Source organism: Vitiosangium sp. GDMCC 1.1324, assembly GCF_003044305.1.
In the GTDB taxonomy this organism is placed as follows: domain Bacteria; phylum Myxococcota; class Myxococcia; order Myxococcales; family Myxococcaceae; genus Archangium.
In genome coordinates, this window is record NZ_PZOX01000026.1 from 66,619 (window position 1) to 92,189 (window position 25,571).

Below are 25,571 nucleotides of genomic sequence, written 5' to 3' on the forward strand. Positions count from 1 at the left end.
CCGAGGGAGCAAGCTATCTTCCAGGACCCATGCCGGGGTTCGGCTCATTCCCGACCTACTCCGATGCCCTGCTGGCGGCATGTCCGAAGATTTTGTCCTATGAAAATGCCGTCGCGACCCGGCCAGTTTCTCCACGCCTCAGGTTCGCCCGTAGCGTTCCGAAGGAGTATTGCGCCTGGATCTATTTCACTCCCGAGGGTCAGTACGAGATGAGTCTGGTCGCTATGAATCCCAACCAGAAGGAGATGAGGTGCAAGCTGCCTGACCACGTTCTCGACCCGCGCTACGCGAGCGAAAGCCTGGGATATGTCTTCGCGGTTCACAACCACCCTCTGGGAAGCGAGCTCTCCTTCGATGACATTGGATTCATCGTGGAGGAGGCCAGGCTCCACGGACTGACCGTTCAGGCACATGGCAAGAAGATCGACCTTGGCATTGCTGCGTTCTTCTCACAAAGCAGTACTGCGGAAGTGCCCAACTGCGATGGTTTCTATCTTTACTACCCCAGGACGGGTGAACTGCTGAAGTGGAGCAGACACCCTGAGCAGGGCTGGGTGAAAAAACAATATGGACGGGTCTTGCTGAGGGAAAAACCAGAACCTCCTGGATTCGACATCAAGATCGAGAGGCTTGAGGAGTGAACATGCGTTCGATAGCGGCGCTCCTGCTCTGCTGCATCTCCATCACGGGGTGTGCTCATGGGCCATGCAAGACGCTGGGGACGCTCTTTGGCTGTTCGTGTGTAAGCAAAAGGGAGCAGCCCGAATATCAGGACATGAGCATCCAGCTCCCCGTGTTCAACTATGACCTGCCGCTGGATACAGACCTGGATGGCCATACACTTGAGGCCATTCGCATCGCCGCGGATGACTTCCTGGAAGCGGATCCGACCGGGCTCCCCTGCGAGCGCAAGCAGTCCTCACACAGGTATCGGGCCCTGAGAAGAAACGACGTCATCTTCGTGCGGATCGACTTCAAGCCGCAGAACTGTGGTCAGACCGTGCGCATGCTCGACGCTGGGGCCACGTACGCCATCAGCGTCGATGGGCGGATCCTCCGCCGGGAGTTGGATGGGCTCGGCCCCTGGTGACCTGTCAGCTCACTTGATGCCGTGCCGCCGCAGCAGGCGGTAGAGGTAGACGCGGTCCATGTCCGCGCCGGCGGCCGCCTGGGACACCTTGCCCTGGTGCAGCTCCAGCAGGGCGCGCAGGTAGCGGCGCTCGAAGTCGTCCAGGGCAAGCCGCCTCGCGTCGGCGTAGGGCACCTTCGGGTCCACCTCGAAGCGGCTGCCCGTGGGCACCACATCCGTCAGCGCCAGCGTGTCCTCGAAGACGAGGCAGCGCTCCAGGTAGTTGCGCAGCTCGCGCACGTTGCCCGGCCACGCCGCCTGCTCCAGCCGCGCGATGAAGCCATGCGAGCGCAGCGCCTTGGTGCGCTCCGGATCCGCGCCCAGCGAGTCCAGAATCTGCTCCACCAGGAGCTGCAGGTCCTCGGGCCGCTGGCGCACCGGAGGCAGCGGAATGCGCAGCACCGCCAGCCGGAAGAAGAGGTCCGAGCGGAACCGGCCCGCGTTCACCTCGGCGCGCAGGTCCCGGTTGGTGGCGGCGATGATGCGCACGTCCACGGGCACGTAGGTGTTGGTGCCCACGCGGCGGATTTCGCGCGCCTCCAGCACGCGCAGCAGCTTGGGCTGGAGCTCGGCGGGCAGCTCGCCAATCTCGTCGAGGAAGACGGTGCCGCCGTGGGCCTCCTCGAAGGCGCCGATGCGCCGCTGGGCCGCGCCGGTGAAGGAGCCCTTCTCGTGGCCGAACAGCTCGCTCTCCAGCAGGTCCGGAGGAATGGCGCCACAGTCCACGGTGATGAAGGGCTTGTCGCGGCGGGCGCTCTCCTGGTGGATGGCCTGGGCCGCCTGGCTCTTGCCGGTGCCCGTCTCGCCCTCGAGCAGCACCGTCACCTCGCGGGCGGCGGCGCGCTCCAGCAGGGCGAAGCACATGCGCATCGGCACCGAGGTGCCTACCAACGAGCCGAAGCGCGTGCGCTCGGACACGGGCAGCCGGTTGCTGTCGGAGCTGTAGTCGAAGCGCACCACCGCGCGGCCCAGGCGCAGCAGGCTGCCGCCGCGCAGGTACCCGTCGGCCACCTGCACCCCATCGAGCATGACGCCGTTGGTGCTGTCGAGGTCCTTCACCCTCGCGCCCTTGGGGCCCACGCGGATTTCGCAGTGGAAGCGCGACACCGTGGGGTCATCGAGGGTGAAGTCGTTGCTCGGGTGCGAGCCGATGGAGCACGCATCGGACACCGAGTCCCAGACAGTCCCCGCGCCGGGGCCCTCCACCACGGTGAGCAGGAATCGCCGGACGGCGGGGACCTCGGCGGAGCGCGGCGCGTGCGCATAGGGCCGCGTCACACTGACGTCCTCGGCTCCGGGAAGCTCGGGTGAAGCATCCGGCGTCCCCCCCTCCTTCTGGGGGGAGGGTGCGCCGCGACCTCGGTCGAAGGGATGCATGGGGCGGATGCTAACAGGAAAAGCGTCGCTCTCACGCAACTCCTGGAGAGCATTCACGACAACCTGAGCATGTATGGGCCAATGTAGGCCTCCAAACCAGGTCCCCCATGCTCGTCCGCTCGACCACCGCCGCTCGCAGTCCGATCATCCCGGCCGCCGCCGAGGCCCCCCGTCCCAGCCCTCGCCCGGCGACAGGTGGTGCCCAGGGTCCGGTGGACGTCTTCGAGCCCTCGGGGAGGGACCCGCGCTTCGAGGGGCTGAAGGACAAGGCGCTCATCCAGGCGCTGCACGACGCGGTGGCCAAGCACAAGGACCTTGGCTACAGCCAGGCGCGCAAGGTCATCTTCACCGCGCTGGACAACCATGACGGCAAGGTGGCGTGCGTGTACACGGGCCGCGAGCTGCGCACGGACAAGATTCCCAACAGCTCCGACATGAACGTGGAGCACACCTGGCCGCAGTCGCAGGGAGCGGTGGGCGCGGCGAAGAGCGATCTGCACCACCTGTTTCCCACGGACAGCAAGGCCAACAGCATCCGCAGCAGCTACCCCTTCGGAGTGGTGAAGAACGTGCAGTGGAGCCAGGGCGGGGCGAAGTTCGGCACGGACGCCCAGGGCCGCAAGGTCTTCGAGCCACCCGACGCGCACAAGGGCAACGTGGCGCGGGCCCTCTTCTACTTCTCCACGGTGTACGGCAAGCCCATCCCCGCGCAGGACGAGGCGGTGCTCAAGCAGTGGAACGTGCAGGATCAGGTGGACGCGGCGGAGCGCGCGCGCAACGACGCCATCGAGAAGTACCAGGGCAACCGCAACCCCTTCGTGGACGACGCCTCGCTGGCGCGGGACATCTCGGACTTCTAGGCTGCTCGGGTGATGGCTGACCTCTCCCCGCTGTGGGCCCTGGTGCCCGGGGGCTCGGGAGTGCCGCTCGCGAAGGTGGGCGGCGCACCGGAGCCCGTGGGTGCCCTGCGCTGGCCGGCGTGTGCCTCGTGTGGCACGCCGATGCGCTTCCTCTTCCAACTGCCGCATGTGCCCGGACGGCTGGACCTGGCGCCCTTCGCCGCGGTGTACGTCTTCCAGTGCGAGAACCCGGACACCGTCTGCCTCCGGTGGGATGCGCACCTGGGAGCCAACGCGGCGGTGGCGGTGGAGGCGGGCCCGGCCTCGGTGGAGGGGGCACGGCCCTCGGGCATCCCCTACGCGGAGTGGAGCCTCGGCTTCGCCCCCGCCCGGGAGGACACCGAGGCGCTCTCGGTGGACATCAACACGGCCACGGACGAGCAGCTCGCCGCGCTGGACCGGGCACTGGAAGCAGCGCCCGAGAGCAAGGTGGGCGGAGTGGCGGGCTGGGTGAACGGGGACGCGACGCCCGAGTGCTGTGGCGAGCCCATGCGCTTCGTGGCCCAGCTCGCGGCGATGCCCTTCGGACTGGCCTTCGGGGACAACGGCCGGGGCTACCTCTTCCGGTGCCGGAGCGGGAAGTGCGGCACGCCTTTCCGCTTCATGTGGCAGGGGGCGTAGCCGGACGAGGCTCGCCTGCCGGCCCGCCCTCGGGACATGCATTCGAGGCATGGACGCGAGCGCCGGAACGCGCGACCTTGTGGAAGCGGAGACCTCCTGGGATGACGACACCGACCGACGACCGCTTCTACACCGAGCTGCTCAAGCTGCTGCTGCACGTGGCCTGGAGTGACGACGAGCTCGACCCGAACGAGGCCCGGGCGCTCCTGAGCGCGGCGCAGCGATGGAAGCTCCCCGTGCCGGAGCTGCAACGGCTCGAGCGATGCCTGGAGCTGGGCGAGCCCCTTCCGGCTCCGAACCTGGGCCTGCTGCGCCAACACCCGGACGAGGTGCTCTCCACGGTGCGCACCCTCATCGAGAGCGATGCCAACGTGCACCTCTCCGAGGAGGAGATGCTCGCCCAGATTCGCGAGCTGCTGGGCCTGCCACCGGCCTGAAGCGCACCGGAAGCGGGCACGTCAGGCCGCGAGCAGTGCCGACCAGAAGGAGACGAGCCGCCAGACCTCGAGCGGCCCCATCTTCCGGTCGAGCTCGGCGTGGGTGATGAGGGGCGAGAGCAGGAGATGCACTCGCGTCCGGGGCTCCAGGGAGCGCGCGAGGAGCACAGACTCGATGGCGGGGATGACGGAGTCGTCCGTGCCATGCAGCAGGAACACGGGCGAGTGGGGAGGCGGTGATCGCTCGGGCGAGAGCGACGGGTCGTCGGCGAAGGCCCTCACGTACGGCATCAGCCGCTCGCCGAGCGCGGTGACGTCCCGCTCGTTCACGTACTTCATGAGCGTGGCGGCGGGCTCGGGCATCTCCGATTGCATGCGCCTGGCCTCCGCGAAGCTCTCCTCCGCCCGCCGCGCGTCGTGCATGGCGAAGTGCGAGGCCCGGAGGAAGGTGAGGATGCCCTCGCGCAGCATCTCCACCTGCTCGGGGGGAACGATCTGCCCGGCCACGTTGAGCAGGATGATGGCCACGCCGTAGTCATGGGGTCGGCGGTGGAGGCCACCGGGCTCGATGCCGGTGCAGAGGAAGGTGAGCACCCGCGCGAGGTCGCCATGCCCCCCGAGGGAGAAGGTGAAGGCGACCCTGTCCGCGAGCGAGGGCCGGCCAGCGGCGACGACGGAGAGCCCACCGGAGAAGCTGATGCCCATGAGGCCCACGCGGCCATCGGGCGCGAAGTCCGGCCGGGACGAGGCCCAGAGCGCGGCATCTTCAATCATGTCCGGCTCGCGAGGAGTGATGAGGTACTGGAGAAGGTCGGGTAGCTCGGGGGTGAGGACGGTGAGCCCTCCGGCGGCGAGGATCCTGGCGAACTGCACCAGACGGGGCTCGTCGATGCCGCCCGCGTGCACGCCGGGGATGAGGAGGACGGTGCGTCCGTGGGGGTGCTCGGGGCGGAAGACGCGGGTGCGCAGGGGCCCGTGGCGCGAGGGCACCTGGATCTCCTCTTCACGGAAGGGACCGGTGCCCCAGTGGGCGAGGTGCTCGGCCAGGCCGCCCTTCATGCCGGCGGCGCGGGCCACGAGGGAGAGCCCCCGCAGGTAGTGCGGGACGGCCAGCAGGGCGGCGAGCAGCAGTCCTCCGAGGAGGAAGAGCAGCACTCTGCGGGAGCGGGGGCGCATGAGGGGACGCATTCAAACAGCGAACACGCGCGTCTGCACCGGACCCGGAAAGACGAAGGGCCAGACCCGCCGGCGCATCCGCGCCCCGCGAGCCTGGCCCCGTGGGAGCCACTTCGACTCCGGACTCAGCCGGAGATGATGCGCTTCAGCTCGGCCTTGTCACTGGACATCGGGAAGGCGTTGTAGAGCTGGAAGCCGTTCTGCCGGTCGAGGACGCGCGACCACAGCAACCGCACCGCCTGCAGCCGATCCTTGGAGAACTGGAACTGGGACAGCACCTGCTGCACCTGGTTGACGAGGAAGTAGCTGTCCTGGGTAGCGCCCTCGAGGACGTTCATCTTGTCCTCACCGAAGGGCTCGCGCGACATGGCGCTCACGATCTTCTGCAGCCGGCCATCCGAGATGGGCTGATACGCGGGGGGAGGAGGCGGAGGGGGCGGCGTGGGACGCGGGTTGTAGCCGCGCACGTCGGGGGCATCGGCGAGCTGCTCGCGGATGTCCTTCAGCTCCTCGTAGGCCTCGCGGAGCTTGCCCCGGCTCCCGCCGCGGCCACCGCGCTCGAAGGCCTCGCCGATCAAGGCCTCCAGGTTGGCGAGGCGCCGCTCCATCTCCTCGCGATCGACCACCACCATGGTGCTGAACCGGCCGCGGCGGAACTCGGCGTTGTCATCGCCGCGGAACCCGGCGGCGGACGAGGTCGGAGGCGCACTGCCCGTGGCCTGGCCCGGAGGCGGAGCGATCGTCGGGGCGGTCTGGGCTGAGGCGGTCACGGCGGTAAGCAGGGTAATGGCGACGAAGAGGGCCTTCATGGGAGTGTCATCCTTCTGGGGTAAGTCCTTGCTGCATCTGCCCACTCAGACGCGTCGCGGGCGTCGGCATTCAAACGGTCGCGCGGGACCCACGCCAGAGAGCGCCAGTCCTGGTGCCCCGAGCGAGCCCCCGGGGCGGCACCCGGGCATGAGTCGCCCTCATGGTGACGGACGAGCCTATTCCGGGAGCACATCCGTCATGCACCGGGAGAGCGGCCGGGACACACGGGTAGGCGGAGGCTGACGGCTCCGCGAAGGTGTCCTCCGCGAAGGTGTCAGACATCTCGTCGGGGTCGGAGGTGTCAGACATCTCGTCGGACATCTCGTCGTTGGCGCTGCAACGAGATTCCCGCCGTCGTGCCCTCCGGACGGAGCATCCCGCGGCGGGACATGCCGGGCGTGCAAGTCCCGGTAGCAACGCGAGGCGAGTCTGGGCCCGCCCTTGCACCGGGCCCGGACATGACGACTCTCACCCATCACCGCTTCCGCCCTCCGCTCGCGCAGGGCCTGACCCACAAGACCCGGCTCGGGGGGCTGCAGCTCCTCTCGACCGTACTGATGTTCACCGGCTTCGGAGGCATCGTCCTCCTTCTCTCCGGACAGCCAATCTCCGTCGCACCGGAAGTGAACCTGGGGGCGGCCCGCGCCCCCGTTCCCCTCGTGCTCGCGAGCCTCTTCTGCATGGGCGTGGCCCTGGAACAGTGGAGGCACTGGCAGGTGAAGCGCCTGGCACGACAGGGCTGGGAGCTGCTCCTGGCCGGAAGACCCGAGGCGGCCATCCGCGCCTTCGAGGTGGCGGTGTATGGCGGGAGGAAGGCCCAGCGGGCCTGGAGCCATTACGGGCTCACACTCGCCTGGCTTCGCAAGGGGGACTACGCGCGTGCGCTCGCCCTGTGTGAGGACCCCCACCTCGCATGGGGGAAGATGAGCGCCACGCAGCGCCCGGCCCTGCTGGCGCTCATCCTGGCCCTGTACGGTGAGCTGTACGAAGCCAGGCGCCGGGTGGGGGAAATCCGGCGCCCCATGTTCGACAAGACGGACCATGCGATGCTGGCGCAGGCCGTGATGCTCTGCCGCGAGGGGAAGTACGTGGAAGCGGTGAAGCGCATCCAGCACACCCCGAGGGAGAACGTGCCCGAGCTGGACGTGGGAGCGGTGGCGGTCCTCCACGCCTTCGCCCGCAGCCGGTTGGAGGGGCAACTCGTCCCGCTCAAGCCGGGATGCGTCCTGCCCGAGAAGCCCGCCCGGGCCTCCGGGTACGAATACCTCGGCTGCGAGTGGCCCGATCTCTCCGCCTTCCTCCGGGGGGAGAGCGCTCCGGCTCAGGCGCGTGGCGGGTGATGGAAGTCTCGGGGAGCCCGTCGCGGGTGGCGTAGACTCTCCCGCATGAGCCCTGGCTCCGATGTACGCGCGCAGGTGCGGCCCACGCGCGGGCGGCTGCTCCTGCTGTTCTTGATGATCCTCGTCGTCGCACTGGGCCTGGGCTCGCGCTCCCGGATGGCGGCGGCGCACCTGCCTCGCTTCCTCACCGACTATGCGGGCGACACCCTGTGGGCCAGCATGGTCTACCTGTGCCTCATCTTCGCCTTGCCTCGCCTGCCAGTCCGGCTCGCGGCGGCGTGGGCCCTGGGCCTCTCCGTGCTCGTCGAGCTCAGCCAGCTCATCCACACGCCCTGGCTCGATGCGCTCCGGGCCAACCGCTTCGCCGCCCTCGTCCTGGGCCGGGGGTTCCTCGCCTCCGACCTCGTCTGCTACGCGGCGGGCGTGGCGCTCGCCGCGGGCACGGAGCTGCTGCTCTCCTGGCGGCGCAGTCCCACCTCCAACCCTGCTGGCGCCAGCGGCATCCGGGCCTGAAATCGCCTCTGTTTCCAGGTGGATGGCTGCTTGGCCCCTCAATTGCTCGCCGAGGGTGCCTGACCAGGCCCGGTTCACGACACCGGGGCCAGGTTCGCCAGGAACAGGGAACCTACAGTTCGCCAGGAACAGGGAACCTACAGGAAGTGTTCTCTCTGGTGATCGCCGCCAAACACCTAATGTCGTGAAAACGAAGTCTGGAGGATTTACCGACTCGACTTCACGAGGGACAGGGTGTTAGGCCCGGTCTGCGCTCCGGTGAGCGGACAGTCGGGCGATGGTCGCTCAGCTGTGTAGGAGAAAGACTCAAAGCAATGGCAAGTGGCACCGTGAAGTGGTTCAACGACGCGAAGGGCTTCGGTTTCATCACCCAGGACAGCGGGGGCCCGGACGTGTTCTGCCACCACACCGCGATCCAGACCGACGGGTTCCGCACCCTGGCCGAGGGCCAGAAGGTGGAGTTCGACGTGAAGAAGGGGCCCAAGGGCCTCCAGGCCGAGAACGTTCGCCCGATCGGCTGATCGCGCGAGCCCGGCGCCCTATCTTGTATGCACGAGGCCCGGCCTCTAATGAGGCCGGGCTTCTTTTTTTCCTCTTTCCCCGGAGCAGCCATGCAGGGAAGGTCTACGAAGCGACAGAAGGAAATGGCACGCCAGCAGCGCCAGCGCGACAAGGAGTCCAAGAAGGCCGAGCGCCAGCGCGAGAAAGCCACGAAGCCACCCCGCCAGCCGGGCGATGAGGATCCGGACATCGCCGGAATCATTCCTGGCCCCCAGCCGCCGCTCGAGATGTGAGAAGCAGCCAGCCAGGCGCCCGGTGCGCCGCCAGGGCTCAGAACCGCATGCCGGTTCTGGGCCCTTCGTGCGTCTGGGCTCCCGCCGGCCCTTGCCCCCACTCCCCTCCGACGCCATGCATTACTTCCGGAATTCAACAGGCGGAGGCGTGAGCCACGCTCGAAAGGGAGAAGAGCATGGCGAAGGGACATGAGCGCACCGACAGCGGCGTCGAGGAGCCTGACGCCCCCGAGCTGTCACCGGCCCACGAGAGACCGGTCTTCGAGCAACCCGCCACGCTCCGGGAGCCCGCGGCACCACGCGTCCCCCGGGTCATGCCGCCCTCGGCCGTGTCGGTCATCCGGGTGGCCGACGAGGAGCAGGCGCAGACCGATGAGGCCCAGCTCGTGACGCTCCAGGACGCACGCCAGGCCACGGACGCGCTGCTCCACGACATCCTGGAGGAGACCCCGGCAGGCACCTCCGAGCCCACCTCCGGCGAGCCCCGGGTGCAACCCTCCAAGGAGGAGGACTGGCCGTCGGAGCTGCACGCGCTTCCGCTGCCGGTGCCGTGAAGCGCCTTCGCGCGTGGCCTCGAGGAAGGGGCCTACAACCCCAGTTGCTTCGCGATGATGACCTTCATGATTTCGCTGGTTCCCGCGTAGATGCGCTGGACGCGGGCGTCCATGAAGGCGCGGCTGATGGGGTACTCCAGCATGTAGCCGTAGCCCCCGAAGAACTGCAGGCACTCGTCCACGACCCGGCTCAGCATCTCCGTCTGCCACAGCTTCGCCATCGAGCACTCCTTCACCAGGTACTCCCCCGCCACGTGCTCGGCGACCAGCCGGTCCAGGAACGCGCGCCCCACCTCCACCTGAGTGGCGCACTCGGCCAGCTTGAATTGCGTGTTCTGGAACTTGCCGATGGGCTTGCCGAACGCCTTGCGCTCCTGCACGTAGGCCAGCGTCTCCTCCAGCACCTGCTCAGCGGAGGCCTGCGCCAGCACCGCCACCACCAGCCGCTCCTGCTGCAGCTTCTTCATCAACTGCAGGAAGCCCTCGCCCTCCTCGCCCAGGCGGTGGGACACGGGCACCCGGCAGTCGTCGAAGGCCAACTCCGACGTGTCCTGCGCCGCCAGCCCCATCTTCTTGAGCTTCTTGCCCTTGAGGAACCCCGGCGTCCCCGCCTCCACCACGAAGAGGGAAATCCCCTGGTGCGCGTTGTTCGGGTCCGGGTCCGTCTTCGCCGCCACCACGCACAGGTCGCAGAGAATCCCGTTCGAGATGAACGTCTTCGCTCCGTTGAGGACGTAGCAGTCTCCATCCCGCACCGCCGTGGTGCTCACGCTCGCCAGGTCCGAGCCCGTACCCGGCTCCGTCATCGCCACCGCCGTCACCGCCTCGCCCGAGGCGCACTTCGGCAGCCAGCGCTTCTTCTGAGCCTCGTTGCCGAACTCGTGGATGTACGGCACCACCACGTCCGAGTGCAGTGGCATCGCGAGCCCGGACTCGTGCGCGCGCGACAGTTCCTCCATCACCACCACCGAGTGCAGGAAGTCTCCGCCCGCGCCGCCGTACTCCGGCTCCAGCCACGGGCAGAGGAAGCCCGCCTCACCCGCCTTGCGCCACACCTCGCGGTCGACGATGCCCGCCTCGCTCCACCGCTCCTGGTGCGGCTTCACCTCCCGCTCCAGGAACTGGCGGAACGACTGGCGGAACTGCTCATGGTCCTCGCGAAAGAGCTTCCTCTGCACGACGTGGCCTCCGTGCTCCGCGGGCTGCGTACCCGCACTGGGAAGGGAATGCTCTCCCGGGGTTGACTCGGAAATCAACCAGACGCCGAGTATGAGCGGCACTGTGTTGGGGACAGCAGCCACGAGTAGCCTGTGGCGGATGAGCCCTCTGTTCTCGACGAGGAGCCTCGCGCTCCTCTGCGTGCTGCTGAGCGCCTGCGCCACCTCGTCGTCCGTCGTGCCAGAGACCCTCGAGACGACGGACGTCGTGTACTCGTGGGAGGAGGCTCGCGCAGACCCAAGCTGCGTGGTGCCGCTATGCAACGAGGAACGCTGTGCCCTCTGGCGCTGCCAGGACGTGGCGGAGGTGGACACGACCCCCTCCGTGGTGCTGGTGCGCGGGTCCATGCCCCAGGCCGTACGTCCTCACCAGGTGGGCAACCTCAGCCGTTGGTGGGGACACCCCCTGGCCGCGCCCTCGGGGACGGAGCCCGTCTTCGAAATCCCCTGGCACAACTGGAAGGCGCGCGAACAGCTCGCGTTCAAGGAGTACCGGTCCTATTGCATCGCCCGTCCGTGGGAACCCTTCGAGAAGCACCACATCTTTCCGCAGCAGGAAGTCCTGGCCAGATGGTTCGAGAGCAATCACATCGACATCCACGCCTACACCGTCCGCGTTCTCAAGAGCTTCCACACCTGGCTGCACAGTGGCGGACCCGATGGGGGCCAGTGGAATGAAGCCTGGCGGCAGCTCATGCTGAAAAACGCCAAGACCGCCACAGCTGAGGACATCTGGCGGTTCGCGGGCGAGCTCATGATCCGCTTCGGAGTAAATGGCCCCCTCATCCCCTACAATTGCGACTGAGGAGCGGAGCCGGAACCCATTCATGAACTACTTCGCCGTCGAGAAAGACAGGGCGTCGGACTACACGGGCTTCATCGATGGCTCGTACAAGTGGTCTCTTCCGGGCATCATCTGCCCTACCTGCAAGGCCATCTGGGGTGGAGGCGGTTACATGTATCCCTCCGTGGACCTGACCCCGGTGACCTCCCTCGCCAACTTCGAGAAAGCCCGAGCCGAGCCCATCGAGGAATACGAAAGAATGCGCGAGTTGGTACGCCCCCTGATGCCTCCGGGTGCCGTACTGTGCCCCGGGACGCAGTTCGGTCCGTTCACGGGCAGGGGCCAGGGCCGTTTCGGCTCCTTCGTGACCCCGGTTCCCTGGATATTGATGGTGCGACGCGAGGCACTCGAGAAGCTCCAGGCCGAGGGGCTGCGCGGCCTCAAGGGCTGCCCCACCTTTCTTCGCTTCCGCCAGCGCAACTCGCCCGAGCTGCTCGAACTGGAAATCCTTCCCGTGGGCGACCTGCACCCGGACTGCCTGCCTCGACGTCCCCCGCCCTGCGCTCGCTGTGGCCGGGATGGAGTCTCCCTGCCCGACGCTCCCGTGCTGCATACCCCCACGATGCCAGAACACCTGGACCTGTTCCGGCTGGATAACTTCCCCGGCCTGCTCGTCTGCACCGAGCGCTTCGCCAACGCCTGTCAGCGTCTGGGATTGGACGGCATCACCTTTCAACCCCTCCCTACCCGGGGCTGACACTCTGTAGAGATTCGGCGCGGGCCCGCGCTCGCACGAACGCGCTCGGCGTGGTCCCCGTCAACGCCCGGAAATCCGAGATCAGGTGCGCCTGATCGTAATAGCCCACCGCCGCCGCGATGGCTCCCCAGTCCGGCGTGGCGGCTCGCTCCGACGCTCGCACCGCGCGCTGGAACCGGACCACCCGCGCGAACTCCTTCGGGCTGACCCCCACCACCTCGTCGAAGGCCCGTCGGAGCTGCCTCGCGCTGAGGCCGAGCTCGCGAGCCAGCACCTCCACGCGCGGCGGCTCCGTGGCATCGGTCATCACCCGGATGGCTCGCCGCACGACGTGCGCCGACGCCGGCTCGAACACGTCTCCGCGGCGCAGGCGCTCGGTGAGCGCGTCCTCGAGCACTTGCATCCGCGCGGCAATCGAGGGTGCCTCCGCGAGCTCGTGGCGAAGGCGCGTGCCGTCCGCACCCCAGAGCGTGTCGATCGACACGATACGGTCGGTGAGCTCGGACATCGGCACGCCGAAGAACGGATAGGCGCCACCCGGCTTGAAGCGCACGGCGATCGTCTGCGGCACGTCCACGACGGACTTGTGCAGCGCGTGCAGGCGCGTGCCGATGGCGTGCACGTAGCCGTTCGCGGGGGTGACGCGCACGATCAGATCGACCTCGCCATCCGGCAGCCGGATATAGGGACCCGCGTCGGATCCGCGCGAGACGATGCGGACGCTCCGCACGAAGCGCGCGAGCACGCCTTGCGGCGCCAGGAAGACGGACGACGGGGTCATGGACCCAGCATGGTGCACCCGCGCACGGCGTTCAACCCACGCCAACCGCCGTCGAAGTGCGATGGCCGATTTCTCCAATCGCTTCCCGGCGAGCCCTTCTAGGTATCCGGCCGAGGAGCGTTGCTCCCGACAACCCCCACCCCATCCGCCACATCCAGGCGAGGAGCCGACCATGCGTGTCCACCACATCAACTGCGGAACCCTATGCCCCGCCAGTTCGCGGTTCGTCCTGGGAGAAGGCGGCCTCTTCTCTCGCGCCCGGATGGTCTGTCATTGCCTGGTGCTCGAGACCCACGCGGGGCTCGTCCTCGTCGACACGGGCCTCGGACTGCGCGACATCGAGGACCCGAGCCGCCTGGGGCGCCGCTTCATCTCTCGCAATGCGCCTCGGCTCGAGCCACATGAGACCGCGGCCGTGCAGGTCGAACGGCTCGGCTTCAAGCGCGAGGACGTGCGCCACATCATTCCGACGCACCTCGACCTCGACCACGCCGGGGGTCTCGCGGACTTCCCCGACGCCGAAGTGCACATCTTCCGCGATGAGCACGAGGCGGCGTTCGCTCCGGCCGGGCGCAGCAAGAAATATGGCTACCGTCCCGTGCAGTGGGCGCATGGGCCCCGGTGGAACCGCCACGCCGTCGAGGGCGAGCGCTGGTTCGGCTTCGAAGCGGTGCGTGTCATCCCCGGCCTCTCCGAGCAGGTGCTGCTCGTTCCGCTCGTGGGTCACTCCGAGGGTCACTGCGGGGTCGCGGTGAAGACGGACTCGGGCTGGCTGCTGCACGCGGGCGATGCGTACTTCAGCCATCGCGAGATAGACCCGGTGGCCCCGCGCAGTCCCCCTGGACTGGCGCTCTTCCAGCGCCTGCGCTCGGCGGACAATGCCGCCCGGCTCGCCAACCAGGCACGCCTGCGCAACCTCGTGCGTGAGCACTCGAACGAGGTGCGCGTGTTCTCCGCCCACTGCGCGGTCGAGTTCGATCGCCACGTAGCGAGCCCGCTCCCTCCAGCCTCGTCCGCCGGAGCGTGGGAAGGCAGAGCGGCGTCAGACATGCGTTGAGGAGTCCTCCGAGGCGATCAACCCCTCCTCCTGCGCCAGGGAGCGCAGGTGCGCCTTGATGCGCTGGAACTGTTGGCGCAACGCCGCCGCCTTGCGCTTGAGGGTCGGGTCCGACATCAGCTCGTCCCCCTCCGACATCACCCGCGCCACCTCCTCCCAGGAGAGCCGCTGGTCCACCCGGAGCAACAACAACATGCGCTCCTGAGGGTCCAGGCTCTCGCGCAGCGCCCGAAAGCGCTCCTTCACCGAGGTCCGCTGCCAGGGCCGTGTCTCCGAGCGCGGCTTGAAGGTCTCGTCCGGGATGGCGGACACCGTCATCGGCTGCTCCCTCCCCGACGGCGCGTGCATCACCTGGTAACACGCGTTGCGCGCCAGACGGTAGGCCCACGTGCGGAACGAGCTCTCCCAGCGGAAGCCCGGCAGGCCCCGCAGGAGGTTCTCGCTGAAGAGGCTGAAGGCATCCCGGCTCCGCTCATAGTCATGCAGCACCGACGCCATCAGCCGCATGATTTCCTGCCCGTACCCCTCCAGCGCCCGCTCCACGGCTCCGGCCACGTCGCCCTGCTTGCACAACCCCTGGATTTCCTGCTCCAGCTTCTCGCGCTCTTCTGGTTGCATGGTGGCTCTCCTCAACTCCTCTCGTTCTCGCGTGTCTCCGCTCGCTCACGCCGACCCGGGCACGTGCGCGTGCAACCCCGGCTCCACGGGATGCTCCAGGACGAGCAGGGCCTGCCGCTCGTACTCTCCCGCCCCCTGCTCGCGTGCGATGCGCACGGACTCGAGCAGGCTCGCCCGCGCCTCCTCCTCGTGGCCCTGCGCCCGCAGTGCCTCGCCCTCGATGCGCTGCAACCCGGCCGCGTAGTAGCGCTCGCCCACCGCCTCCATCCACTTCTTCCCTTCCCGCACCGCAAGCAACGCCTCGTGCGGCTGGCCCAATCGCAGGTGCACTTGTGCCAACAGTCCCAGGTGCTGCGGCATGCCGGCGCGCAGGCCTGACACCCTCCAGCGGCCCAGCCCCTCGAGCATCTGCTCCAACCCCTCCTTGGGCAGCCCCAGCTCGGCGAGCGCCCAGCCCCGCAGCAGGGCGGACCACTCGGACCACAGCCGCAACCAGTGTTCGCGGGCGAGGGCGTGGCACTCCTCGGCCAGCTTCAGCGTGCCCTGGGCGTCACGCCGCAACTGGCAGCTCAGGGCGGCGTAGAGCAGCACGTAGGTGCGCGTGTTGGGGTGGCCGATGCGTCCGGCCAGCTCCAGGGCCTCATGGCTGTACCGGCACGCGAGCTCCGTCTGGCCGAGCACGGTGCGAATGACGGAGGAGTGGATGAGCGCCACCGCTCTCGGGTGCACCCACTGCCGCGCGGCCAGGGCCCGGTGCTCCTCCATGGACACCGGGAAGTCCGAGCACGCCACCGCGCGCTCCACGTACTCGAGCGCCTCGTGCAGCCGCCCCCACGTGAAGAAGTCGGTGGCCATCATCCGGTAGCCCAGGGCGAGCAGCTCCTGGTTGCGCTGGCGGGAGCCCAGGTCCACCAGCTGCTCGGCCAGCTCGTGGGACAGGCGGTACTCGGCGCGGGCGAAGTAGTAGGCAAAGGGCCCCCAGTAGGGCAGCTCCAGGCCCGGCAGCGCGTCCCCTACCTGGAGGAAGAGCTCGCGCGCCCGGGTGTACGTGCGCTTCACCTCGGGCGAGCGGTAGCCCTCCACCTGCGAGAGCGGAATGCCCAGGGCGATGAGCAGTTGCAGCTCCTGCGCTATCCGCTGCGAGGCGTCGGGCAGGGAGCGCAGCAGCTTCAGCGCCTGCCGCAGGTGGCTCACCGCCTCCAGGTTGGCCGAGTGCAGGCTGGCGCGGATGCCGGCCCGCAGCCAGTGGCGGATGGCCAGCTCGTACGCCCCCGCCTCGGTGTAGTGGTGGGCCAGCAACTCCGGCTGCGTCTCCACCACCTCGGGGAACTGCTCCTCCAGCGCCTGGGCGATGCGCCGGTGGTGCTGGCGCCGGGTGCTGCGCAACAACGACTGGTAGGCCGCGTCTTGGATGAGCGCGTGACGGAACTGGTAGCCGGGCTCGCCTTGCGCATCCGGCTCGCGCTGGAGCAGCCCCGTGGCCACCAGCTCCTCCAGGTCCTTGTGCAGCGAGGAGGGCGAGCGCCGCGTCAGCGTGGTCATCAGCGCATGGGAGAAGCCACGCCCCACCACCGCGCACAGCTGGGCCAGGGCCTTGAGCCGCGGCGGCAAGAGGTCCAGGCGCGCCAGCAACAGCTCGTGCAGGGTGACGGGGATGGACGGCAGGGCGCCGCCCCCCACCACCATGCGCGTCATCTCCTCCACGAAGAGGGGGATGCCGTCCGTCTTCTCCACGAGCAGACGCACCGTCTCCTCCGGCAGCTTCCGGTCCCCGGCCGCCTCCTGCACCAGTGTGGCGGTGAGCCGCGCCGGCAGCCGCTCCAACCCCATCCGGTGGAGCCGGCCCAGCTCGGGCCACATGTGCTGGAAGCCCGAGGGCCGGGCGCTCAGCAACAGCAGGACCCGCGCGTCTTCCACCCGCGCCAGCACATGGTCGAGCAGCTCCAGCGTGGAGGGGTCCGCCCAGTGCAGGTCCTCCACCACACCGAGCACCGGGCGCTCCCGGGCCAGGTGCAGGAGCAGCGCCGTCAGCGCCTCGAGCGTGCGCTCCTTCTGACGATCCGGCGACAGCTGGAGGAAGGGCAGGTTCTCCTTCACCGGCAACGAGAGGAAGGTGGCGATGAGGGCCATGTGCTCGGGGTTCATGTGGAACGCCCCCAGCTGCTCCTCCAGCCTGCGCAGGTTGTCCCGCGGCGCGCCCTCCGGGTCCAACCGGAAGAGGTGCTGCAACATCTCGATGATGGGGTGGAAGGCGCTGTTGGCGAACTGGCTCCAACACTGGCAACGCAGGATGAGGCAGGTGGAGGGCCGCACGCGCTCACGCACCTCCTGGATGAGGCGGGACTTGCCAATGCCCGCCTCGGACGAGAGCAACACGAAGGAGCCCCGCCCGCGCCCGGCATCCTCCCAGAAACCGAGGAGCTCCCGCAGCTCGCGCTCGCGGCCCACCAGCGGAGAGAGCGCACCGGCGGCGAGTGCCCGGTCGAAGCGGGTGGCCGCCTTGCGCGCGCGAGTCACCCGCCAGACGTCCATGTGCCGCGCTCCGGACAGCCCCTCGAAGGTGCGCGAGCCGAGCACCTGGGACTCGAATGCGCGCTGCACCAGGGTGTGCGTGGAGCCGCTGAGCACCAGGGAGCCGGGCTCGGCCTGCCGGGCCAGCCAGGCGGCGATGCGTGGGGCCTCGCCCTGGATGGTGGGCGTGCGCCCGCGCAGCTCGGGGAGGATGTCGTCGAACACCACCAGCTCGGTGTGGAGGGCCACCTGGACGGCCAGCGAGCCCAGGGCCAACGAGGGCTGATGCTCGCGCAGCTCGTCCGCTAGCGAGCCGACCAGAGCCAGCCCCGCGCTGACAGCGTGCTCCGAGTCCTCCTCATGCGCCACCGGGTAGCCGAAGCAGGCCAGCACCTCGTCACCCACGCACATGGTGATGGAGCCGCCGTGCCGCTGGATGATTTCCGAGCAGCTCTTCTGGAAGTCGGCCTCCAACTCGCTGAAGTCCTCCGGGTCCAGCTCCTGGGCGAGCCCCACCAGGCCCACCAGTCGGCAGGACACCAGCGTCACCGGCCGACGCTGAGGCGCCACGGTGCGCGGCTCCTCGCGCCAGGGCCCCAGGCGCTCCTCCAACCGGCGCAGCCGCTCGCGCAGCTCCGTGGCCGAGGGCAAGCGCTTGCTCGGATCCTTCACCAGGGCCGAGGCCACGAGCGCCACCAGCTCCTCGGGCAGATCCGGACGGCGGACGCTCAGCGAGGGCGCGGGCTCGGGAGACACCACCTTGGCGCGCAGCTCATCCAGTGTGGCGCTCGGGTAGGGCAGCTCCCCGGTGACCATCTCGTACAGCATGACGCCGGAGGACCAGATGTCCGTGCGCTCGTCCTGCTTGCTCCCCTGCCACTGCTCCGGAGACATATAGGGCGGAGTGCCGGCGGTGGGCAGGTACGGCACGGGGGAGCTGCTCGAGGACGTGAGCCACGCGAGCCCGAAGTCCAGCAGCTTCACCCCACCTTCCTTGGAGATGAAGACATTGCTGGGTTTGAGATCGCGGTGGACGATGTGACGGCCGTGCGCGTGCGCCAGGCCGGCGGCCACCCCGCTCATGAGCTCCAGCGCGCCGCGCACGCCCAACCGCTGCTCGCGATGAAGCAGCGCGGAGAGTGACTCCCCCTCCAGACACTCCATGACGAGGAAGGGAACGCGGGGCTCCCAGGGTGCACCCACCCACTCGGCCACGTCGAAGATGCGGACGATGTTCTCGTGGTCGAGCTGCGCGATGGCGCGCGCCTCCTGCCGCAGCAACGCCATGGGCCAGCGAGGGCTCTCCCCCTCGCCCGGGAGGAGGAACTTGAGGGCCACCACGCGCTGCAGCTCCGCGTCGCGCGCCCGGAACACCCGGCCCATGGCTCCGCCGCCCAGCTCCGCGAGGATTTCGAACCGGCGGCCATCCGAGCCCCCCAACCGCTCCCCGGTGGCCGGCTTGCGGAACGGGGGTGGAACCTGCGCCACCTCTTTCAGGAAGGAGTCGCCGAAGTCCGAGTCCTCGGCACGGGTCCCTCGCGCCACGGGAGGACGCGTATCCCCGCTGCTGTGACCGGTCTCGTCGTGCATACCCTGCTCCCCGGTCGACGGGCCCTCGTTCCGGAAGGCCTTGATGAGTGAAGATATGGGTCCCATGGTCACCGGACAACGCAACGGGCCGGGAGGGCAGGAGCACTGTCCAGGGCCAGGCCGCCCTCCCTCCCGAAAATGCAGACATCCACGAAGCCAGGAAGCACGGGGCCCGCATTCCTGGCGGAAAAGAGAAGCAGCATCCTCCATGGGGATGGCGTCGGACAGAGTCCCTGTGCGGAGAGAGAGAGCGCTGTGCCGACGTTCGTGACTCGTGGGACGGAGCCTGCTTCCTCGCCGCCCGCCGGGCATCCGGGCAGTGGGGCGCTCCCGTGCCGGCGGCCGTCAGGCCTCTTCCGGAAAGCGCCGCCGGAACTCCTCGCGCAGCCGGGCGAGGAAGCCCACGGCCTCGGGCGTGCCCTCAGCGGGCGCCCAGGGTGCGAAGGACTTGTCATGGGCTGGCGCGTAGGGCCCGCTCTTCACCTCGAAGAGGACCGTGTCCGGCACGAGCGCCACGAGCCCATGGTAGATGCCCGGAACGAGGTCCACCCCGAACTGCTCGCCCCCGGCCTCCAATGACAGACAGTCGCGCACGCGGCCATCCTCCTCGAAGGTGAAGAAGGCCAGCGCGCCCCGCAACACCACCCAGGCCTCGGGCTTCGGCGGCTCCAGGTGCCGGTGCGGCCGCACGTAGCTGTCCGGCTGGATGACGTTGAGCATCCGGTGCAGCGGCTCGGACTCGCTCTTGTGGAGGGGCAGGGTGATGCGCCGGCGAGGGCTCGTCCGGGAGGCCTCGGCGACCTCCTCCACCAGGGAGCGCGAGAGGACCACGAGCTCACCCGCGGGAGCGTCCAGGGCACGTCGGTGGGAGGAGCTCATGGGCCTCAAACGAAACACAGTGCATCGCCCGCGGCCAGTCCCTTCGAACGGGGACGCACGACGCAAGCGGGAGTTCCACCCAGAACGAGGCTCCATTTCCCGGAACGGACTGGACGCCCACCCTGCCTCCATGGGCCTCGACGATGCGTTTGACCGTGGCGAGCCCGAGTCCCATGCCGGGCAGACGTGTGTCTCCGACCCGGACATGGGGCTCGAAAATCTTGTGTTCCGTGCCAGGAGGAAGCCCGGGGCCAGAGTCCTGAACGACGAAGAGGACCGCTCCCGCGTCCACCGAGGCCCGGACGACCACCTCCCGGCGCGGCCCGTCCCCGATGTACTTGATGGCATTTCGAACGAGGTTCTGAAGCACGACCGTCACCGCCGACTCCGCACAGGCCACCTCGACGTCGGGGACGGGCTCGATCATCAGGCGGACCCCTGCGTCCATCGCGGCGGGAACGAGGTCCTCCCGCAGCCCTTCCGCCACCCGCCGCAGCCCCACCTGCGCGCCGGGCCTCGGCTTCGCGCCGGCTCGCGCGAAGTCCAGGAGCCCATCCACGATGAGCTGCACCCGGCCCACGCTCCGCCGCGTCCTGCCGAGGAGCTCCTTCGACTCGGGCGACTCGGGCAGCTTCCGCCCGAGCATTTCGAGCCCCAGCAACACGGGTTGCAGCGGTCCCAGGATGTCGTGAGCAACCCTGCTGGAGAACTGCTCGAGCTCCGTGGCCCGTTCCTCCAGGAGCGCCGCATACCGGGCGGACAGGCGCAGGTGTCTGCGCAGCGCCAGAAGCGAGAGCGAGGCACCCAGGATCGCCACGGCCGCACACAGCCAACGCAGGGCGTGAGCCAGCCGGAGGGAGCGATGGCCGACTGCATCCAACACCTCGCGAGCCTCGTTGGACCGTTGGGCATCCAGTGTCATCTGCCGCATGAGCAACCGGGTGGTCGCCTCAGCGGCTTCTCTCAGCTCGAGGATGGCCAGCAGCGAGGGTTCACCTGACGCATTGGCTTCCGCCTCCGCGACCGCGCGCTCGCTCATGAGATTGAGGCGATCGACCGAATACGAAATCTCCGCGACAGCCCCCCATCCCAACGCCGATTGAAGCTGGGAATACCGTGCGAAGGCTTCGTTGAAGTGCTGCTGCGCGTCACGCACGATCGCGAGCCGCTGCTCCGCCGGCCCCAGGTCTGCCTCGCTGTGCCCCAGGGTGACGATGCGATGGACCTGGAGCCGCATGTCCATGAGGGGCTCGAGCAGGGGCATGGTCGTTCGGGAGACGGAGAGCGCGGCTTCGCTCAAGTGCATCGTGTAGTACTCCACGTAGGTCGCCGATGCGGTGAAGGCACCGACCACGAGCGTGATGACGAGAAGCGGTACCAGAAGCACACGGCGGCTCTGCATTCACCCCCCGGAGTGGCAGCACAGATCCTGGTATCCAATCCCGCAGTCCGCTGATTTATTTATTGAAGGCCCCCGGCAGGTCCGGCGCGCACATCACGGATGCATCGAGGCCTCTTCATGAAGCCCCAGGGCCTGTGACTGGTGGCGCAAGCTCGCCTGGGCGCGCTGCTCGTAGGCGTGCATCTCGTGCTCCCGGGCGAAGCGGATGGCCTCGAGGAACTCTCCGCGAGCCTCCTCTTCCCGGCCCGCCAGCCGCAGCAGCTCGCCCCGGACGCGGTGCAGCTCGGGCAGGTACGAGTACTCCTCCGTCACGTCCGGCCACGTCAGGGCCTCATCCGCCGCGGCCAGCCCCTCCTGTACCTGCCCCAGCCGCATGTGGATGTGGGCCAGAATTCCCAGGTTGAGGTGCATGCCGGCGAGGAGGCCGGACTGCTTCCACAGCTCCAGCACCTGGCGCATCAACGTCAGGCCCTCCTGCGGGCGCCCCAGCTCGGCCAGGGCCCATGCCTTCAGCGCGGAGGGCCACAGGTACCACAGCCCGAACTTCTGCTCTCGGGCGAGCGGGATGCACTGGTCCGCCAGCGCCAGGACCATCCGCGCGTCCCCTCGGAGCTGGCTGCCGAGGGTGCAGTAGGTCAGCACGAAGGCCGTCGTGTGGGGATGGCCGATGCGCCCGCACAACTCCAACGCCTCACGCGCGAAGCGCTGGGCCTCTTCCCCCCGGCCCAACACGGAGAGGATGACGGAGCCATACGCCAACGCCGACGCGCGCGGGTTGACCCAGTGCCGGGTGGCGAGCAGCCGGTGCTGCTCGAGGTCGAAGTCCGAGTACTCCAGCGCCAGCTCCACGTGCCGCAGGGCCTGCGTCATCTGCCCCCAGGTGAAGAAGTCCGTGGCCAGCATCCGGTGCCCCAGCGACAGCAGCTCCCGGCTGTTCTGCCGCCCGCCCAGGTCCACCAGCAGCCTGCCCACCTCGTGCGCTTCCTGCGGCTTGCCGCGAGCGAAGTAGTAGGCGAAGACGCCCCACAAGGTGAGCTCCAGGTGGGGCAGCTCGTCACCCACCTCGCGCAGCAGGGTGCGCACCCGCGTATACGTGCGCTCCACCTCGGAGGATTGGAAGCCCTGCACCTGCACCAGCGGAATCCCCAGGGCGATGAGCAGCTGCAGCTCGTCCTGGGTGAGCGCCGGAGCATCCGGGAGGCGGCTCAGCAGCGCCAGCGCCTGGGTGAGGTGGCACACCGCCTCCTCGTTGGCCGAGCGCTGGCTGGCCCGCGTCCCGGCCAGCTTCCGGTAGTGGATGGCCTGCTTCACCAACCCCGCCTCGGTGTAGTGGTGGGCCAGCAGCTCCGGCCGCGCCTCCGCCTGCTCGGGGAAGTGCTCCACCAACGCCTGGGCGATGCGCAGGTGGTACTGCCGCCGCGTGCTGCGGGGCAACGACTGCCAGGCCGCCTCCTGGATGAGGGCGTGGCGGAACTGGTAGCCGGGCTCGGCCTCCTCGTTGCGGGACTGGAGCAGCCCCGCGGCCACCAGGCCCGCCAGGTCCCTGCGCAGCGCGGTGCCCGCGAAGCCCGTGAGGATGACGAGCAGCGCATGGGAGAAGCTGCGCCCCACCACCGCGCACAGCTGCGCGAGCTGCTTCTGCCGGGGCGGCAGCGAGTCCAGCCGGGCCAGCAGCAGCTCCTGCAGCGTGACGGGGATGGCCGCCGACGCTCCGCTCTCCAACATGACGCGCGTCATCTCCTCCACGAAGAGGGGGATGCCGTCCGCGCGCTCCACCAACTGCGTCACCACCTCGTCCGGCAGCTCCTGACCCCGCGCGACCTCCTTCACCAACTGCGCGGTGCGGTGTGCCGGCAGCCGCTCCAGGACGAGGGTCTGGCAACCGGGGTGCTCCGTACAGGCCGGGCGGAACTCGGGACGAGCGCTGAGGACGAAGAGCAGGCGCCCCTTCACCACGAGGGGAAGCAGGAAGTTCAAGAGCTGCAACGTGGACGGGTCCGCCCAGTGCAGGTCCTCCACCACCACCAGCACCGGCCGCTCCGTCGCGTTGTGCGTCAACAGGGTGGCCAGAGCCGCCAGCGTCTCCTCCCGCTGCCGCTGCGGCGCGAGGCGCAGGTGCGGGGAGTCCTCGGCCACCGGCAGCGACACCAGCGAGGCCAGCAGGCGCACCTGTACGGGCGTCACGCCCCGCTTCTCCAAATGCCGCTCCAGGGCGGCCAGGTTCTCCTGCGGCGAGCGATCCGGGCTCACCCAGAGCCGCTGCAACATCTCGATGACGGGGTGCAGGGCGCTGGTGCTGAACTGGTTCCAGCACTGGAGCAGCAGACGGTAGGGCTTCTCCGGCAGCACCCGTTCGCTCAGCTCCTGGATGAGGCGGGACTTGCCGATGCCGGCCTCACCGGTGAGCAGCACATAGCTGCCCTGCCCTTCGCGGGCCCGCGTCCACGCGTCGAGCAGCACCCGCATCTCCCGCTCGCGGCCCACCAGCGGGCTCAGCTTCCCGTCGCCCGCGAGCGTGCGCTCGAAACGGATGACGGCGGCTCGCGAGCGCAGCACGCGGTGCACCTCGAGGGAGCGCCGCCCGTCGACGGCGCGGGTGCCGAGCGACTCGGTGTCGAAGGCACGCTGCACCAGGCTGTAGGTGCTGGGGCCGAGCACCACTTCGTCCCGCCCGGCCTGCCGCGCCAGCCAGGTGGCGATGCGCGGAGCCTCGCCCTGGATGGTGGGGGTGCGCCCGCGCAGCTCCGGGAGGATGTCGTCCAGCACCACCATGTCCGTGTCGATGCCCACCTGCACCGCCAGCGCCGGATGCTCCCCCGGAGGTAGCCTTCCCCGGAGCGCCGCACGCACGGCCCCGGGCAGGTCCAGCCCCGCGAGCACCGCGGACTCCGAGTCTCCCTCCTTCGCCACGGGATAGCCGAAGCAGGCCAGCACCTCGTCTCCCATGCACAGGGTGATGAAGCCTCCGTGGTGTTGGATGGCCTCCGAGGCCGAGCGGTGGAAGGCCGCCTCCAGCTCGCCGAAGTCCTCCGGGTCCATCTCCTCCGCCAGCGAGGTGAGCCCTTCCACCCGGCAGTACACCACCGTCACCTGCCGGCGTTGGGGAGACACCAGGCGCTGGGCGCTCCGGCCGGGGCGGAAACGCTCCTCGAGCTCGCGCAACTCCTCGCACAGCTCCTCGGCCGACAGCAGGCGTTGCTCGGGGTCCTTCGCGAGCGCCACGGACAACAGGGACTCCAGCTCCCAGGGCAGCTCCGGGACGAGCACGCGCGGCGAGGGCACCGGCTCCGAGGAGAGCACCTTCACGCGCAGCTCCTCCAGCAGGAGGTTGGGATAGGGCAGCACGCCGGTGAGCAACTCATAGAGCAGGACGCCTGCGGCCCAGATATCGGTGCGCTCGTCCACATTCCCGCCGAGCCACTGCTCCGGGGCCATGTACGGGGGCGTGCCGGCCGTGGGCAGGTGCGGCACGGACGCGGCGCCCGAGGACGCCACCCACGCCAGCCCGAAGTCCAGCAGCTTCACCGTGCCCTGGCGGGTGATGAAGACATTGCTGGGCTTGAGGTCGCGGTGGACGATGTGGTGCTCATGCGCGTGCGCCAGCCCCGCGGCCACGTCCCCCATGATGAGCAACGTGCGCCGCAACGACAGCCGCCGCTCCCGCTTCAGCACGTCCGCGAGCGACTCCCCTTGAAGACATTCCATGACCAGGAAGGGGACGGTGGGCTCGCCCGGCCCACCGCTCCACTCGGACACGTCGAAGATGCGGACGATGTTCTCGTGGTCCAGCCGCGCGATGGCCCGGGCCTCGCGCAAACCCATGCCGGCGAGCTCCTCGCGCGGGAAGAGGAACTTGAGGGCCACCACCCGCTGCAGCTCCTCGTCCTGGGCACGGAACACCTGGCCCATGGCGCCCTCGCCCAGCCCCTCGATGATTTCGAAGCGGCGCCCGTCCGAGCCCCCCAGCCGCTCTCCGGGAAGCAGCCTGCGGAACGTCGGACGCACGTCCGCACCCGCCACCTCCATCAGGAAGGAATCGCCGAAGTCCGACTCGGCGCCAAACTCCGCGTCGAGGCGGTCCTCCGCGTCCTCCTGATGGGGCTCCACCGGCCCTTGGCCGTCATGATCGCCGGTTCGTCCCATGGCGCTGCCCCCCGCCCCCTCGGGCAAAAGCTAGGGGCGTCTGGGAAAGCAGGCAACGAAACCACCCGGATGGGAGGGGGCAACGTCCGCTTTTCCCTCTCATTCCCGCCAGCCTGGCTGCTCTGGCTCCAGGACCCCTCCGCGTCCACCGGCGGGGCGAGCGGGCCCTTCCGAAGAGGTGT

At 69.0% G+C, this 25,571-nt stretch carries 23 protein-coding genes; 13 read left to right on the forward strand and 10 right to left on the reverse strand.

From position 1 onward, the window contains the following. Positions 1–224: 224 nt before the first annotated feature. Entirely contained in the window at positions 225–641 is a 417-nt protein-coding gene (locus tag DAT35_RS47965) for a hypothetical protein (RefSeq protein ID WP_158502177.1), read from the forward strand. 134 nt (positions 642–775) lie between these two features. Then, positions 776–1,090 carry a hypothetical protein gene (locus DAT35_RS47970; protein ID WP_146210176.1) on the forward strand — a complete coding sequence of 105 codons (315 nt, stop codon included), beginning with the start codon at positions 776–778 and terminating at the stop codon, positions 1,088–1,090. 9 nt (positions 1,091–1,099) lie between these two features. Here the strand turns inward: DAT35_RS47970 and DAT35_RS47975 are convergent, their stop codons facing one another. Next, positions 1,100–2,506 carry a sigma 54-interacting transcriptional regulator gene (locus DAT35_RS47975; protein ID WP_369946360.1) on the reverse strand — a complete coding sequence of 469 codons (1,407 nt, stop codon included), beginning with the start codon at positions 2,504–2,506 and terminating at the stop codon, positions 1,100–1,102. Positions 2,507–2,613: 107 nt separating this feature from the next. Here DAT35_RS47975 and DAT35_RS47980 point away from each other — a divergent pair, with 107 nt between their 5' ends. The 3 genes from DAT35_RS47980 to DAT35_RS47990 all read left to right on the forward strand — a co-directional run bounded on the left by DAT35_RS47980 (position 2,614) and on the right by DAT35_RS47990 (position 4,463). Beyond that, positions 2,614–3,366, forward strand: a complete 753-nt coding sequence (locus DAT35_RS47980) for an endonuclease I family protein (protein ID WP_108076077.1) — start codon at positions 2,614–2,616, stop codon at positions 3,364–3,366. A gap of 12 nt (positions 3,367–3,378) precedes the next feature. Further along, positions 3,379–4,026: a hypothetical protein gene (locus tag DAT35_RS47985; RefSeq protein WP_108076078.1), complete on the forward strand. Its 648-nt coding sequence runs from the start codon at positions 3,379–3,381 to the stop codon at positions 4,024–4,026. Between the two features lie 101 nt (positions 4,027–4,127). Beyond that, a complete protein-coding gene (locus tag DAT35_RS47990; RefSeq protein ID WP_108076079.1) occupies positions 4,128–4,463 on the forward strand; it encodes a TerB family tellurite resistance protein in 336 nt (111 codons plus the stop codon). A 21-nt stretch (positions 4,464–4,484) separates the two neighbouring features. On the opposite strand, the gene DAT35_RS47995 is transcribed toward DAT35_RS47990, so the two are convergent. Then, complete coding sequence (locus tag DAT35_RS47995) at positions 4,485–5,639, reverse strand: dienelactone hydrolase family protein (protein WP_233262140.1); 1,155 nt, start codon at positions 5,637–5,639, stop codon at positions 4,485–4,487. Between the two features lie 125 nt (positions 5,640–5,764). Further along, entirely contained in the window at positions 5,765–6,448 is a 684-nt protein-coding gene (locus tag DAT35_RS48000; RefSeq protein WP_108076081.1) for a DUF4476 domain-containing protein, read from the reverse strand. 459 nt (positions 6,449–6,907) lie between these two features. On the opposite strand from DAT35_RS48000, the gene DAT35_RS48010 reads away from it, so the two are divergent. The 5 genes from DAT35_RS48010 (at position 6,908) to DAT35_RS48030 (ending at position 9,650) form a co-directional block, all read left to right on the forward strand. Next, positions 6,908–7,789, forward strand: a complete 882-nt coding sequence (locus tag DAT35_RS48010) for a tetratricopeptide repeat protein (RefSeq protein WP_108076083.1) — start codon at positions 6,908–6,910, stop codon at positions 7,787–7,789. 45 nt (positions 7,790–7,834) lie between these two features. Beyond that, the gene (locus DAT35_RS48015; RefSeq protein WP_108076084.1) at positions 7,835–8,302 is read left to right on the forward strand and encodes a DUF2809 domain-containing protein; all 468 of its coding nucleotides are present in this window, start codon (positions 7,835–7,837) and stop codon (positions 8,300–8,302) included. 314 nt (positions 8,303–8,616) lie between these two features. Then, positions 8,617–8,823 (forward strand): cold-shock protein, encoded by a 207-nt coding sequence (locus DAT35_RS48020; protein WP_043411966.1) that lies wholly within the window; start codon positions 8,617–8,619, stop codon positions 8,821–8,823. Between the two features lie 90 nt (positions 8,824–8,913). Then, positions 8,914–9,096 (forward strand): hypothetical protein, encoded by a 183-nt coding sequence (locus DAT35_RS48025; RefSeq protein WP_108076085.1) that lies wholly within the window; start codon positions 8,914–8,916, stop codon positions 9,094–9,096. Between the two features lie 176 nt (positions 9,097–9,272). Next, positions 9,273–9,650 (forward strand): hypothetical protein, encoded by a 378-nt coding sequence (locus DAT35_RS48030; protein WP_108076086.1) that lies wholly within the window; start codon positions 9,273–9,275, stop codon positions 9,648–9,650. 32 nt (positions 9,651–9,682) lie between these two features. On the opposite strand, the gene DAT35_RS48035 is transcribed toward DAT35_RS48030, so the two are convergent. Then, a complete protein-coding gene (locus tag DAT35_RS48035; RefSeq protein WP_108076087.1) occupies positions 9,683–10,828 on the reverse strand; it encodes an acyl-CoA dehydrogenase family protein in 1,146 nt (381 codons plus the stop codon). A 139-nt stretch (positions 10,829–10,967) separates the two neighbouring features. Here DAT35_RS48035 and DAT35_RS48040 point away from each other — a divergent pair, with 139 nt between their 5' ends. After that, positions 10,968–11,672 carry a TIGR02269 family lipoprotein gene (locus DAT35_RS48040; RefSeq protein WP_108076088.1) on the forward strand — a complete coding sequence of 235 codons (705 nt, stop codon included), beginning with the start codon at positions 10,968–10,970 and terminating at the stop codon, positions 11,670–11,672. A 22-nt stretch (positions 11,673–11,694) separates the two neighbouring features. After that, positions 11,695–12,408: a double-CXXCG motif protein gene (locus tag DAT35_RS48045; protein WP_108076089.1), complete on the forward strand. Its 714-nt coding sequence runs from the start codon at positions 11,695–11,697 to the stop codon at positions 12,406–12,408. Here DAT35_RS48045 and DAT35_RS48050 read toward each other — a convergent pair. Next, positions 12,395–13,189, reverse strand: a complete 795-nt coding sequence (locus DAT35_RS48050; RefSeq protein WP_233262141.1) for an AraC family transcriptional regulator — start codon at positions 13,187–13,189, stop codon at positions 12,395–12,397. The two genes, DAT35_RS48045 and DAT35_RS48050, sit on opposite strands and share 14 nt — an antisense overlap. Before the next feature lie 172 nt (positions 13,190–13,361). On the opposite strand from DAT35_RS48050, the gene DAT35_RS48055 reads away from it, so the two are divergent. After that, positions 13,362–14,246 (forward strand): MBL fold metallo-hydrolase, encoded by an 885-nt coding sequence (locus DAT35_RS48055; protein ID WP_108076090.1) that lies wholly within the window; start codon positions 13,362–13,364, stop codon positions 14,244–14,246. On the opposite strand, the gene DAT35_RS48060 is transcribed toward DAT35_RS48055, so the two are convergent. From DAT35_RS48060 to DAT35_RS48080, 5 genes are all read right to left on the reverse strand, one after another. After that, positions 14,232–14,864, reverse strand: a complete 633-nt coding sequence (locus DAT35_RS48060) for an RNA polymerase sigma factor (RefSeq protein WP_108076091.1) — start codon at positions 14,862–14,864, stop codon at positions 14,232–14,234. The two genes, DAT35_RS48055 and DAT35_RS48060, sit on opposite strands and share 15 nt — an antisense overlap. A 45-nt stretch (positions 14,865–14,909) precedes the next feature. Next, the gene (locus DAT35_RS48065; RefSeq protein WP_158502178.1) at positions 14,910–18,965 is read right to left on the reverse strand and encodes a protein kinase; all 4,056 of its coding nucleotides are present in this window, start codon (positions 18,963–18,965) and stop codon (positions 14,910–14,912) included. 345 nt (positions 18,966–19,310) lie between these two features. After that, complete coding sequence (locus DAT35_RS48070) at positions 19,311–19,844, reverse strand: WbuC family cupin fold metalloprotein (protein WP_108076093.1); 534 nt, start codon at positions 19,842–19,844, stop codon at positions 19,311–19,313. Continuing rightward, positions 19,801–21,246, reverse strand: a complete 1,446-nt coding sequence (locus DAT35_RS48075) for an ATP-binding protein (RefSeq protein ID WP_108076094.1) — start codon at positions 21,244–21,246, stop codon at positions 19,801–19,803. Before DAT35_RS48075 ends, DAT35_RS48070 begins: the two co-directional genes overlap by 44 nt. Positions 21,247–21,339: 93 nt before the next feature. After that, positions 21,340–25,389 carry a protein kinase gene (locus DAT35_RS48080; protein ID WP_108076095.1) on the reverse strand — a complete coding sequence of 1,350 codons (4,050 nt, stop codon included), beginning with the start codon at positions 25,387–25,389 and terminating at the stop codon, positions 21,340–21,342. Positions 25,390–25,571 lie beyond the last annotated feature (182 nt).